Source organism: Frankia sp. Allo2 (assembly GCF_000733325.1).
GTDB lineage: Bacteria > Actinomycetota > Actinomycetes > Frankiales > Frankiaceae > Frankia > Frankia casuarinae.
Window position 1 is genome coordinate 28,115 of sequence record NZ_JPHT01000021.1, and the last position, 13,497, is coordinate 41,611.

Here is a 13,497-nt window from a genome sequence, read left to right on the forward strand (position 1 = left end):
GTCGCAAAGCCGTTCGTGTTAGATATGAACGGATCTGAACGGACCGGAGCGCGGTCACGGCTCCAATACCAGTGCCCGCCCGGGAGGCGCCATGACAACACCGCCCGTCCCTGGGGCCACTGACCTGGCTGGCGCGAGGAAAGGCCTGGCATGAGGAAAGGCCAGGTCACCCAGGCGGTGCCGGTACCGCCGCCGCTGCGTCCCGACNACCGGTTCGGAAACGTCGTCGACCGGATCCGCACCGTCGCCATGGTCTGCCACGACGTCGTGGCGGTCCGCGACGAACACCGTGCCGTTACCTTCGCCCAGCTCGTCGCCTGGGTGGACGTCGTCGCCGACCGCATCCTTCGGCAGCCCGCCGCGGCTGACCCGGACACGCCCGTCGCGGTGCTGTTGCCCCACGGCGCGAGCGGGATCGCCGCCGTCCTGGGCGTCATCGCGAGCGGCCGGCCCTGCGTGCCCCTCGACAGGATGCATCCCACCGACCGTCTCGCTCAGGTCGTGGGACTGGCGGGGGNCTCGGNGTGCGTCACCGGACCGACTGGCTCCGCCGACCAGCGGACTGCCGCCGCGCTGCCGGGGATCGTGGAGACTATCGACGTCGGCGACGAGCGCGTCGCCGACTGGTCCCCGGCGCTGGCTGACCGGGTGGCGTCGACCGCGCCGCGCCGGGCCGATACCGATCCAGCCGTGCTCATCTTCACCTCCGGGTCGACCGGAGTACCGAAGGGTGTCGTGTGGCACCACCGCGCCCTGCTGGGCATCCACTACGCCATCCAGGTCCAGGACGTGATGCGGCTGGTTCCGGGCGACCGCCTGCCGCTCTTCCTGCCCTACTCCTTCATCTCGGGGATGAACCGGACGGTCGGTGGCCTGGTCTTCGGCACCACCCTCGAGATGTACGACCCTCGGGTCCGCGGCGTCCGAGACCTGGCCGACTGGCTGCGCGCCACCCGGCCGGCCGGCATCGTGGCCACGCCGGCGCTGATCCGGATCGTGTTCGGCTGCCTTGAGCCGGACGAGGTGCTCGACGACCTCCGATTCGTCATGTCGGTCGGCGAGGCGATCTACGCCCGCGACGTCGAGTTGGCCCGCCACCACCTACCGCCGGCCGCGGCGTTCCTGGTCTCCTACGGAGCCTCGGAGCTCGGCACGGCGACCTGTGCCCCGATCTGGTCGGACGACGACCTGCCCGACGGCGTGATGCCGGCCGGGCGGCCGGTGGTTGACGTCGCGGTGAGGGTGGTCTCGCCGGATGGCATCGAGATGCCGCCCGGTGAGACGGGGGAGATCGTCGTGATGGGCCACTTCATCACGGGGGGCTACTGGCGGGCGCCGGCGGCGAGCGCATCGCGGTTCGGCATCGGGCCGGACGGCACACCCACCTACCGCACCGGAGACCTCGGGCGCATCGACGCCAGCGGCCAGCTCAGGGTTGTCGGCCGCAACGACGCGGCCGTGAAGATCCGTGGGTACCTCGTCGAGCCGATCGAAATCGAGTCCGCCCTGCTGGCGAGCTCGGATGTGCTAGAAGCCGTCGTCGTGGCCGACAGGACCACGCAGCGGGCCCGCCTGGTCGCCTACGTCGTCCCCGTGACCGGCGCCCGGGTCTCACCGGCCTCGATCAGGCGCCTGCTACGGGCCAAGCTGCCGTCCTACATGGTGCCGGCCACCGTCATGCTGGTCACCGCGCTACCGAGGACCGACCGCAGCAAGGTCGACCGACTNANCCTNCCCCCCGCCGGTCCGAAACCCGGCCAGGACCCGCCCCGCGACCAGTGGGAAGAGGCCGTCGCCGGTGTGTGGGCCGCCGCCCTGCACCTCGACGACGTCGGTATCCACGACGACTTCGTCGAACTCGGCGGCGATTCCCTCATCGCCGAAGAGCTCCTCACCAGAGTCGCCGACGAACTCGGTGTCAAACTCCCCACCTCCNCCGTCGCCGACGCCCCCACCGTCGCCGAGTTCACCGCCCGCCTGCGCAATGCCGGCACCGACGTCCTACGCCACCCCACCGTCGTCCCGCTGCGCACCNCCGGCNGCGGCGGGCCCCTCTTCTGTTTCTGCGGCGCCGGCGGCCTCGCTGTCGGCATGCTTGGCTTTGCCCGCCACTTCGACGGCGAACGCCCCGTCTACGGCGTCCAAGCCCACGGCCTCGAATACCGCGGTCTCCCCGACTGGTCCATCTACGCCGCCGCCCGCCGTCACGCCCGCACCCTGCGCCTACTCCAACCCGCCGGCCCCTACTACCTCGCCGGCCACTCCTTCGGCGGCCTCGTCGCCCTCGAAACCGCGAGACTCCTCACCGAGGCCGGCGAGCACGTCGAACTGCTCGTCCTCATCGACAGCTTCCTGCCCGACACGTCCTCCGGCGTCTTCGCGGGAGGAGTGCAGCCCTCTCAGCTTCCAGTTCCGGGGGGCCCGACCAGGAGCTCGAATCCGGCCCCAGCCTTGGACCGTGCGAGGGGATCGGCTATGGGCCCGGCGCGCGCGGGGGCTGCCGCACGGGTCCTGCTCGGCTGGGCCCGGCAGGCGGCCCAACTCCCGTTGGCTGGCGTCGTTCAGTTCAAGGGCATGAACCAGTACGACGTCTTCTACAACCAGTCGCGGGTGCTCACGAGGTTCTACCGGCCCAAGCCCTGGAACGGGCGGGCGCTGGTCTACCTGGCGGCCGCCTCGCCGCCGCACCGTACGGAGGCCTGGCGCCCGCTGCTGACCGGCGAGACGACCTACCGCACCGTGGGCGGCGACCACGACACCGTGCTGCGCGAACCCGTCGTAAGCGAGATCGCGGCCGACATCCGGGCGGTCCTCGCTGGCTGTACCAGCTCCCGCAAGGCGTGAACGGCTGCCGCTTGAGTGCTTCCGGAGTGACTGGCAATCCTGGCGACCGGGAGAACGCGATCCCGTGGCCAGGCCGACAGCGAAAGGTCCGTGTTCGTGAGGGTGCAGGACGCAATCAATGTCGAGGACTTCCGGGAACTGGCGCGCCGCAGGCTTCCCCGGGCGGTTTTCGACGCCATGGAGGGCGGCGCCGGCGACGAGGTGTCGCTCAGGCGTAACCGCACGGCGTTCGACCGCATCGAGTTCCGCCCGCGGCCGCTCGCCGACGTCGCCACACGAGACCTCTCGACTACCGTGTTCGGCGAGCGGCTGTCGATGCCGATCATGCTGGCGCCCACGGGCGCGGGCCGCCTCGCGCGCTCGTCCGCGGAGATCGCTGTGGCGAGGGCCGCGGCGCGGGCGGACATCGTGTACATGCAGAGCACCGTGGCAGCCTTCCCGCTCGAGGATGTCGCCGCGCGCTCGACCGGCACGCTGTGGTATCAGCTCTACCTGCCCCCCAACCGCGCCGAGGTCGGGAACCTCGTCCGGCGGATCGCGGCGGCGGGTTACCGGGCCCTGGCCATCACCATCGACACGCCGGTCCTGGGCAACCGTGAACGCGACACCCGCAACAAGCTCATGAGTCGGCCGCCGCATCCCAAGATGCTGCTGCAGGGGGCCAGCAAGCCGGCGTGGGCGACCGATTTCATCCGCGGCAAATTCGACTTCATGCGCAAATTCGACTTCATGCGCGGCCAATTCGGCGCCGGCTGTCCCGGCGGCCCGTCCCGGCTAAGCCTCAACCAGACCCGAGCGACAATCAAATCGTCGTCGGACTGCGTCACCTGGGAGGACGTCGAGCGGATCCGGTCGTTGTGGGAAGGCCCGTTGCTCCTCAAGGGCCTGATGCGCGGGGACGAGTGCGACCGGCTCGTCGAGCTGGGCGTCGACGGTGTCGTGGTCTCGAACCATGGCGGGCGGCAGTTGGACGGCGTCCCCGCGACCATCGATATTCTGCCGGAGGTGGTTGACGCGGCGGCGCGCAGACTCACGGTGTTCCTCGACGGAGGTGTCCGGCGAGGCAACGACGTGGTCAAGGCGCTGGCCCTCGGCGCCGCAGGGGTCTTCGTGGGTCGGCCCTACCTGTACGGCCTCGCCGCGGGCGGCGAGGCCGGTGTCCTACGGATGATTGAACTGCTGCGCGTGGAATTCGACCACGCGATGGCACTGCTCGGCGCCGCGACCGTGGCGGACCTCGACCGCAGCCTCGTCTCGGGCGCACGTATCCCCAGCACCCTCTCACCGTCGACGCGATAGGCCATGCCTGTCGACGGCCGAGTCGGGCTACTTGGCGACCTTCCGTCACCGCCTGCTACCTTAACGGCATGCTCTCCGTGTCGTGGCAGGGACCCGGCACCGCCGGTCTCCGGACAGCCGTCAGCGAACGTTCGTATGCCAGAGGTGTGCACTACGCCCAGCAGAGCGCGGTCACGAGGATCGACTGGGACCCCGACGAGAACACCCTCCAGGGCCGGGTGCGTGGAAGCGGCGGCGAGGTCTACGCGACGAACGCGCAGTTCTCGGGTGACGGTCCGTCCTCTTGGACGTTCCAGTACGGCTCGTGCACCTGCCCGGTGGGCGCCGACTGCAAGCACGTCGTGGCGCTGGTGCTGACGGCCACGACAGGCGCGACGGCCACGGCGAGCGCGGCAACGGGTGCGGCGGCCCCCGGCCCATCGGCGCGGCGGTCCGGGNCCTCCCCGCGGTCGGCTCGGCCCCGGCCGGCTCAGCCGCGGCCGTCCCGGTCGGCTGCCTGGACCGAGGACCTGGGAGAGCTGCTGGGTTCCTCGCCCGCCGTCGGCGGCGGCCATGGCGGGGCCGCCGGGACGACGCCGTTGGCCGTCGAGCTGAGCTTCACGGCGGATCCGCCGGCCCACGGCGGCGGGTCCGAGCTGGGCCTGCGGGTCACGGCCCGGCTGGTGCAGCCGGGCCGGAACGGCTGGGTCAACGCCATCGGGTGGGACGCCCTCAACGCGGCGTACCAGACCCGCGAGTACCAACAGCCGCAGGTACGGCTGCTGCAGGAGTTCTTCGCCGTGTACCGGGCCCATGAGGAGCGGTATGGGTACTCGTACTACTCCTCCTACTCTTCCGGCGGCGCGAAACGACTCGATCTCTGCGCGTTCGAAAGCCGGCAGCTCTGGTCGATGCTCGACGAGGCCGAGGCGGTCGGCCTCCGGTTCGTGCATGCCCGCAAGAAGCTCGGCGACGTGAGCCGGTACGGTTCCGCGGAACTGTGCCTGAACGTCACCCAGGACGAGAGCACGCAGTCGCTGGTCGTGGCTCCCCTGCTCCACCTCGGCGGGACGGCGACGGACGCCGCCGTGTTCTCGTTCATCGGCCGCGACGGCCACGGCGTCGTGTACGTCGACCGGGCGGAGGTCCTGACCTCCGACGACCATCGGGACTGGCACGTCCGGCTCGCGCGGCTCGCCCAGCCGGTGCCGCCACGGCTGCAGCGGATGGCGGTCGGGAACCGGAGCCTGCGGGTGCCCCGCAGCGAGGAGTCCCGCTTCCGCGCGGAGTTCTACCCGCGCCTGCGGCGCCTGGCCCCCGTGGTGTCCAGCGACGGTTCCTTCGAGCCGCCGGAGGTGCCGCCGCCGGCCCTGGTGCTGCACGCCTCCTACGGCGATGACCACGAACTCGACCTCAGCTGGGGATGGGCCTACGAGGTCGGCGGCGAGCGGATCCACGTGCCGCTGTACGCGACGGAGCCGGACGGCACCGAACCGGACGGCACGATGCTGCCCGCCGCGACGCCTCCCGCCGCGGAACCGGACGGGTTACGGGATCCGCGCCAGGAGCAGGACGCGTTGCGGGACGTGCTGGCGGCGCTGGATCTGCCCTCCGGCACGGCCGCCCTGCTCGCCGGTGACCAGGGTTCCGGTCTGCGGCCACGGGTGCGGCTGCGCGGCGTCGACACGATGCGCGCGACGACGGAGCTGCTCCCGTTGCTGGCGGACCGGCCCGGGGTGGCCGTCGAGGTCAGCGGTGACCCCGCGGCCTACCGGGAGGCCGGCGACTCGCTGCTCATCGGCCTGTCCACCGACGATGTGGTGGGCGAGACCGACTGGTTCGATCTCGGGGTCACCGTCACCGTGGAGGGCCGGCAGGTGCCGTTCACGGACGTCTTCCTGGCGCTGAGTCAGGGGCAGTCGCACCTGCTCCTCGCCGACGGCGCCTACTTCAGCCTGCAGAAGCCCGAGCTGCAGTCGTTGCGGCGACTGATCGAGGAGGCGCGGGCACTACAGGACTCACCCGGCGGCCCGCTGCGGATCAGTCGGTTCCAGGTCGGGCTGTGGGAGGAGCTCGCCGGGCTCGGTGTGGTCGAGCGCCAGGCGCGGTCGTGGCGCCAGCAGGTGACGGGGCTGCTGGAGCTGGGTGCCGAGGGCCAGCTCGAACAGGAGCCGCCGGCGACGCTCGCGGCGACGTTGCGCTCCTACCAGCTCGACGGTTTCCGGTGGCTGGCGTTCCTCTGGAAGTACCGGCTGGGCGGGGTGCTCGCCGACGACATGGGCCTGGGAAAGACGCTGCAGACGCTGGCGCTGGTCTGCCACGCCCGGCAGGCCGATCCCGAGCTCGCGCCGTTCCTCGTCGTCGCGCCGACGAGCGTCGTGTCGAACTGGGCCGCGGAGGCGGCCCGGTTCGCGCCCGGGCTGCGAACGGTGGCGATCCGCGACACGCAGCGGCGGCGTGGCGAGGCCCTCGACGAGGCGGTGTCGGGCGCCGACCTGGTGATCACCTCGTACACGCTCTTCCGCCTCGAGCACGAGGAGTACGCGAGCCTGGCCTGGTCGGGCCTGATCCTCGACGAGGCCCAGATGATCAAGAATCACCAGGCGAAGGCCTACCGGTGCGCCCGGCTGCTGCCGGCGCCGTTCAAACTGGCCGTCACCGGGACCCCGATGGAGAACAACCTGATGGAGCTGTGGTCGCTGCTGTCGGTGGCCGCGCCCGGCCTGTTCCCGAACCCGATCCGCTTCCGCGACTACTACGCCCGGCCGGTCGAGAAGCAGAACGACGTCGAGCTGCTCGCCCAGCTCCGACGGCGGATCAGGCCGCTGATGATGCGCCGCACCAAGGAACAGGTGGCGCCCGAGCTCCCGCCAAAGCAGGAACAGGTCCTGGAGGTGGACCTGCACCCGCGGCACCGCAGGCTCTACCAGACCTATCTGCAACGGGAACGGCAGAAGGTACTGGGCCTGGTCGACGACATGAACCGCAACCGCTTCACGATCCTGCGCTCGCTGACCCTGCTGCGCCAGCTCAGCCTGCACGCCGGCCTGGTGGACGACCACCACGCAGACCTGCCGTGCGCCAAGATCGACGCTCTGTTCGAGCAGCTCACCGACGTCGTCGACAGTGGTCACCGGGCCCTGGTCTTCAGCCAGTTCACCGGATTTCTCGGCAAGGTACGCGAACGGTTGTCCGCCCTCGGTGTGGAGCACTGCTACCTCGACGGCCGGACCCGCGACCGGTCCACCGTGCTCGAGCGGTTCAAGACGGGGTCGGCCCCGGTTTTTCTCGTCAGCCTGAAAGCCGGCGGGTTCGGCCTGAACCTGACCGAGGCGGACTACTGTTTCCTGCTCGATCCGTGGTGGAATCCCGCGACCGAGGAACAGGCGGTGGACCGGACGCACCGCATCGGGCAGTCCCGCAACGTCATGGTCTACCGCCTCGTCGCCCGGGACACGATCGAGGAGAAGGTGATGGCGATGAAGGACCGGAAGGCACGGCTGTTCTCCAGCGTCATGGACGACGGTGACGTGTTCAGCTCGACGCTCGACGCCGACGACATCCGCGAGCTGTTCGCCTGACGCCCCCGGACCGCCTCTGCCTCGTGGCCGGTGGCCTGACGGGCGCGGGCGGGTTCACCCGGTTCCACCGATGGGCGCCCATCGGGGCCTGTGGCCGGGCCGTCGACCGGCAGTTAGGCGAGGTCAGGGCGTCGGCGCCTGTCAGGGTGACGACGTCGGGTTCCACACACCGGGGCGGACCTCTACGGTGATGCCTCGTGCGGGTCATCTGGGCGGCGTTGGCCGCGATCGTCGTGTCCGTCGGGGTACTGACCGGCTGCAACGCGTCCCCCGCGGCGGACGCGGCCGCGGGGGACGCGGCCGCGGGGGACGCGGCCGCGGGGGGGACATCGGTGAGCACGTCGGCGGTGCCGATCGCGGCCGCCGGGGAGTGCGGAGGCAGGGTGACCGACCTCGCCGGGGTCGAGAAGCTCCTCTCCGAACCGGTCGGCTGCCCGGGCGGCACGAACAGCTTCTGGCACGGCGAACTCGGCGACGCGTGGACACCACCGCGGTTCGTCCCCTACCGGGACGGCCAGGTTCCGCAGGACGCCTGCGGCGCGCAGGTGAACGATCCCAAGCAGTTCGCGGACAACGCACTGTACTGCCAGCTCGACGACACCGTCGCCTACAGCGTCGACTTCATGACGGAGCTGTTCCAGGCGGGTGGAGCGTCCTACCCGCTGTTTGTGATCATGCACGAGCTGGGCCATCGGGGCGCCCGGATCGGCGGGACGATCGGCGTGGTGTCGCGCGCGGAGGAGAACCAGGCCGACTGCTTCGCCGGCCGCCAGGCCAAGAGCGCGCACGACGCCAAGCGCATCGCGTTCACCGACGCGCTGCAGGGCGCGCTGCTGTTCTACAGCATCGGCGACACCCGCGACAGTGGCTGGTTCGACCAGGAGGCGGCCTCCGCCCCGGGCGCCCACGGCACCCCCCGTCAACGCGCCCAGGCCTTCTCCTTCGGCTACCTGCGCGACAGCGACACCTGCCACCGGCTCGGCCAGTCCGAGAGCGGAAGCGTGCCGCTGTTCTGACCCAGCTACGCCAGTAGCGGGGTGATGTTGGCCGGCTGAGGCTGCCACCAGGGCGTGACCGGCACCTCGCCGCCGCCCTCGACCGGCTCGACGCCCTGCCCGCCGCCACCTGACAGCTGGCCGCCGAGCCCCCGCGCACCCGTCGCACCACCCCACCCCGACCTCACAGCCACCCCCACACCCCGGAAAGGACCCCGGCCCGCCCGGAGCAACATTCGGGCTCTCGGCGTACCCGAAACCGGCCGGGAAGCCCTCCCCACCGATTTCGATCACGAAACCGACCGGCAAACAATCACCATCACGCTACTGGCGGATTTGGGTCTGACCCCGGCGCCGCACCGGTCAAATCCATCGAATTATCTGGTCACGATCCGTTCCCCGGTCACGTCGCACCGACCGAGACGGCCAGCGCCGGACGGACCGGGGCGGGCAGCCATCCCGCTCCGGGCCGGTTCGGCACCTGACGCCAGCCCAGGCCGGGCACGAGCAGGGCCAGCTCTCCGGAGGGACGCCGGGCCAGCGGGATCCGCTCCTCCCAGCGTGCCGCACCGGCTCCCGTCGGCACGGTGAACCCGACGACGAGCTCGTCGGGCAGCGTCGCACCGGCGATGCCGAGCTCGTCCGGTCCGAGCGGGGTGCCGGTCGTCACCGTGAAGGTGTGCGTGATCCCGGGAGCGTCCGCGGGCCCGGCGTTCGCGGGCCCGAATTGGACGGTTCTGGTCGTGGCACCCAACCGGATGTATAGGGTGCCACCGGAGCCACCAGCACCACCGGGATCGCGCGCCGTCACCTGGACGCGGACGCGGTTGCCGGCGACTTGGCGCAGCGCGGTGAAGGACCCGAAGTAGCTCGCGGGCGCGGCCGGGTCGACGATCTCGTCGGGACGCAGCCGGTAGACCGCCCGGCCCGGCATCCGGTCGGGCAGGGTGGCCGTGCCGGCACCGATGTCGGCGGCGTACACCACCGGCCCGGCGAGGTCCGGGGTGTTCCGCAGCATCTGGTACGGCACCTGGGTGTAACGGCTCGGGACGCCGGGCGTCACGACGACCACCGCCGGGGCCGGGTAGCGGTCCGGCAGCAGGGCGTCGAGGAACGCGTTGCGGTCGTTCACCCATCGCTGGCCGGCGACCTTGTCCGGGATCGCGTCCACAGTGAGGAGGATCAGGCCCGCGGCGGCGAGGACCGCGATGACGGGTCTGCGCAGACCTGATCCGCGCAGAACGGGTCGCCGCGGGACGGGTCGGGCCGGCGGAGAGCCGGTGCCGGGCCACGGGGAGAACCACCGTTCGCTCATGGACCACACCCGGCGGGCGCCGTCGGCGGCGAGAATCATGATCGGGGCGAACGCGGCCAGATGGTAGTGCGGACCGAGACCGTTGAGCAGGCCCGGCATCGCGAACGCCGAACCCCACCAGAAGAAGTAGCCGCCACCGACGGCGGCGACGATGACGACCAGCAGGACGCGCTCGGGACGGCGGTGCGCCCGCAGCGCGCCGAAGATCGCGAGTACGAGGACCGCGACGCCCCCGAACACCCAGCTCGGGGCCGCCACGACGGTGCCGTGCAGGGCCTCGAGGGCGAGCCGGCGGGTGAACAGGAACGTCGGCTCCGAGGGCAGGATGCGACGCGGCCCGAAACCGAAGCGGTCCAGCGGATCGGAGGCCGACAGCGGCGCCCGGAGCGCAGAACCGGTCACCCGCCGGCAGTACGCCAGGAGCACGACAACGAACGGCGCCAGGCCGGCGAGTGCCCAGGCGGTCCGGTGCGCCACGGCACGCATGAACCGACCACCCGCGGACCGGCCACCCGCGGACCGCCACAGCCGCGCCAGCACGAACACCACGACGGGAACGGCGACGATCACCGCGTCGAAGGGCCGCAGGAGCAGGACGAATCCCAGGCCTGCCCCGCCGCCGATGAGCGACAGCCGCGCCCCGGTCCGGCCGCCACGCAGCAGCGCCGCGCACGCCAGGGTCAGCGTCGCGGCTCCGCACGCGTAGGCGAGGGGCAGCGAGGTGTGTACCAGGACGAGCGGGGACAGCGCGACGAACACCGCCGCCGTGACCGCGGTGACCGCGTCGTCGAAGAGCTCGCGGGCCAGCCGGTACGTCCCGGCCACCCAGCCGGCCGCCACCAGGGCCGGGGCGACGGCCATGGTGGCGAACAACGCCTGGGACGCGGCGAGCAGCGCCGGCCACCCGGGAAGGTACTTGGTGAACACCCGCCCGTCGTGCTCCCCGGTCAGCCAGGGCCGGAAGAACGGCTCGACGGTGTTCGCGTCCAGGGTGAGGCGGCCGTCGAGCAGCATGCGCGCCTGCAGGACGTAGGCCGCCTCGTCCGCGTCACCCGAGCCGTGCCGGTACAGCGTCGCCTGCAGGACCAGGCTGACGACAAACGAACACCCGCAGATGGCCGCGACGATCAGCGCCGGCGTGCGGCCCGACCGGCGGGCCCGGCGGCGGGCCGCCGTCGACCCGCCGTCCATCTGATGGACCGGCTTCGACGCACACCGACACGGCATAACAGACAACGGCATAACAGACATAAGCGTAGACAGCCGGTAACTGGCCATGACTGCCGGGTACCAGGTCAAAGGGTTCCGGTCACCGGGTTCCGGTCACCGGCGGGTCCCGACGTTGACAGCGGGNCAGCGCGGCCCNGNGCCGGGCGGGACGGCGTCCCCCCAGGAGGCCCGCCGGGCCCAGCGGTAGGCCTCCTTCTCGCTGCGGGAAACGACCACGTCACGCTGCCGCGGCATGACCACGTCACCCTGCCGCGGCGCCTCGCAGACCGTCAGGCGGACATGGCCCGAGCGGGCCCGCGGCACGCGCAGCACCCGACCGGCGGCGTGCGCGGGCGGCCGGCGCGACGCGACGAGGTAGGAGTACTTCTCGTCCTCGTACCCGAGCGCACCGTCCTTCATCGCCCGGTGCAGTGCGCTGCGCTCGACCCGCCGGCCGAAGTGGCACCAGTCCCCCGCCGTCATCGGGCAGTCGTCGTCGGCGGGGCAGGGCGCGGTGATGGTCGCGCCGGTCTCGACGAGCGCCGAGCGCGCGGCGCGGATCCGCGCGAAGCCGGCCGGGGTTCCCGCGTCGATGATGACCAACTCCGCCGCGGTGGCCCGCCACCACGCGGCCACGGCTGCGGCCCGGTCGCCGTCGGCGAGCTCGCCCAGCACATAGGCCGCCACTGTCAGGTCGGCCCGGTCCGCGCCGTCGCCGGGCGGGGTGAGCACGGACGTGCGCTGCCAGGTCGCGGTGCCCAGCGCCGGCGCGCCACCGCGGCGGGCCAGCCGGCGACCGACGTCGATCATCAGCGCGGACCGCTCGACCAGGACGGCCCGGGTCACGCCGGGGAAGACCGCCAGCGCGGCCCAGGTCGCCGTCCCGGGACCCGCGCCCAGGTCGAGGACGGACCCGGGCCGCCAGTCCGGGCGGCGCAGCGCCACCTCACCGAGAACCGCGCGGGTGACCGCCAGCGTCGCGGGCAGTCGGGCGGCGAGGTAGGCCTGGACGTGATCCGCCGTCAGCTCGCCGTCACCCGGTGTGGCGGTGTTCGCGCGATACCGGTCGGACAACTCCCGGTAGGCGCGGGACATCGCCCGCGCCGGCGGGGGCCCCACGGACGCGCCCGTCTCGGCCGCGGCCGCGGCGAGCAGACCGGCCACCACACCCTCGTGTCCCTCGTGTCCCTCGTGTCCCTCGTGTCCCTCGCGTCCCTCGCGTCCCTCGCGTCCCTCGCGTCCCGACCCGTACCGCACGGTCGAAGCGTAGCCGCGGTGCCACGGCCCCGAACGAAATACGCTGACGCGAATCCCGCCCGGGGTGCCGCCGGTGCCCGTGGTGGGGGTCACGTCCAGGTCGACACGTCCAGGTCGACAACGTTGACCGACGAGCCAGCCGGCGGGGCAAGCCGACGGGTCAGAGCGAGGGCCCCGCGGTGGCCGCGGGAACCAGCCCGGCCGAGACGGTGTCGATGACGGCGGCCTGCTGGTCCGACAGATAGAAATGGCCACCGGNAAAGNCCTTCAGCGTGANCGCNCCGGTCGTGTGCGCCCGCCATTGTTCGGCCTCGGCCACGGTGGCCTTGGCGTCGGAATCCCCGACCAGCACGGTAATCGCCGTACCGATCACCGCGTCCGACGGGGCAGAATACGTTTCGATCGCCCGGTAGTCCGCCCGGGTGGGCGGCAGGATCAGCTTCAGTATTTCGGGATCGGCGAGGATGCGCGGGTCGGTTCCACCAAGCGCACGGATTTCCCGCAGAAAACCCTCGTCGTCCAGGAGATGCACGGATTCGGCGCGGGAGGCCGACGGGGCTCTGCGGCCGGATGCGAACAGCACGAACGGCACCGGGCCGCCCGCCGCCTCCAGCCGGCGGGTCACCTCGAAGGCGACGGTCGACCCCATACTGTGACCGAAGAACGCCAGCGGGCGGTCGGTGAGGGGACGCAGCACGTCGGCAATGCGGTCCGCGAGGGGTTCGATGGCCGTCTCGGGCCTCTCCGTCCGCCGGTCCTGGCGGCCCGGATACTGCACCGAACGCACCTCGGCGACCGGCGACAATGCCCTGGATAGCGGAACGTAGAAGCTTGCCGCGCCGCCCGCATGGGGAAAACAGACAAGCCGCGGGGCGCTCGCCGACGCCGGATGGAAACGCCTCAGCCACAGATCGACGTCACTGGACACGGCCACCGCCGCGGTCGGATACTCGCATGATGATAGTACACCGCTCTCGTGATGGAATCGAATTATCCGGGGAATCCCTCAGTCTCCAGC

Annotated in this window: 8 protein-coding genes; 4 read left to right on the forward strand and 4 right to left on the reverse strand. The window is 71.7% G+C overall.

Going from position 1 to position 13,497, the window contains the following annotated elements:
- The first annotated feature begins 150 nt into the window (after window positions 1-150).
- The 4 genes from ALLO2_RS14670 to ALLO2_RS14685 all read left to right on the forward strand — a co-directional run bounded on the left by ALLO2_RS14670 (window position 151) and on the right by ALLO2_RS14685 (window position 8,719).
- Window positions 151-2,844 (forward strand): AMP-binding protein, encoded by a 2,694-nt coding sequence (locus ALLO2_RS14670; protein WP_035732758.1) that lies wholly within the window; start codon window positions 151-153, stop codon window positions 2,842-2,844.
- Window positions 2,845-2,940: 96 nt separating this feature from the next.
- The gene (locus ALLO2_RS14675; RefSeq protein WP_023840276.1) at window positions 2,941-4,143 is read left to right on the forward strand and encodes an alpha-hydroxy acid oxidase; all 1,203 of its coding nucleotides are present in this window, start codon (window positions 2,941-2,943) and stop codon (window positions 4,141-4,143) included.
- 68 nt (window positions 4,144-4,211) lie between these two features.
- On the forward strand, window positions 4,212-7,703 hold the full coding sequence (locus ALLO2_RS14680; RefSeq protein WP_035732760.1) for a DEAD/DEAH box helicase: 3,492 nt from the start codon (window positions 4,212-4,214) through the stop codon (window positions 7,701-7,703).
- Window positions 7,704-7,900: 197 nt separating this feature from the next.
- Complete coding sequence (locus tag ALLO2_RS14685; protein WP_023840275.1) at window positions 7,901-8,719, forward strand: metalloprotease; 819 nt, start codon at window positions 7,901-7,903, stop codon at window positions 8,717-8,719.
- Between the two features lie 5 nt (window positions 8,720-8,724).
- On the opposite strand, the gene ALLO2_RS25695 is transcribed toward ALLO2_RS14685, so the two are convergent.
- The 4 genes from ALLO2_RS25695 to ALLO2_RS14700 all read right to left on the reverse strand — a co-directional run bounded on the left by ALLO2_RS25695 (window position 8,725) and on the right by ALLO2_RS14700 (window position 13,413).
- Window positions 8,725-8,892: a hypothetical protein gene (locus ALLO2_RS25695; protein ID WP_157493410.1), complete on the reverse strand. Its 168-nt coding sequence runs from the start codon at window positions 8,890-8,892 to the stop codon at window positions 8,725-8,727.
- A gap of 209 nt (window positions 8,893-9,101) precedes the next feature.
- The gene (locus tag ALLO2_RS14690; protein WP_023840273.1) at window positions 9,102-11,204 is read right to left on the reverse strand and encodes a hypothetical protein; all 2,103 of its coding nucleotides are present in this window, start codon (window positions 11,202-11,204) and stop codon (window positions 9,102-9,104) included.
- Window positions 11,205-11,336: 132 nt separating this feature from the next.
- Window positions 11,337-12,479 (reverse strand): small ribosomal subunit Rsm22 family protein, encoded by a 1,143-nt coding sequence (locus tag ALLO2_RS14695; RefSeq protein WP_198031011.1) that lies wholly within the window; start codon window positions 12,477-12,479, stop codon window positions 11,337-11,339.
- A gap of 160 nt (window positions 12,480-12,639) precedes the next feature.
- On the reverse strand, window positions 12,640-13,413 hold the full coding sequence (locus ALLO2_RS14700; protein ID WP_035732762.1) for a thioesterase II family protein: 774 nt from the start codon (window positions 13,411-13,413) through the stop codon (window positions 12,640-12,642).
- Between the last annotated feature and the right edge of the window lie 84 nt (window positions 13,414-13,497).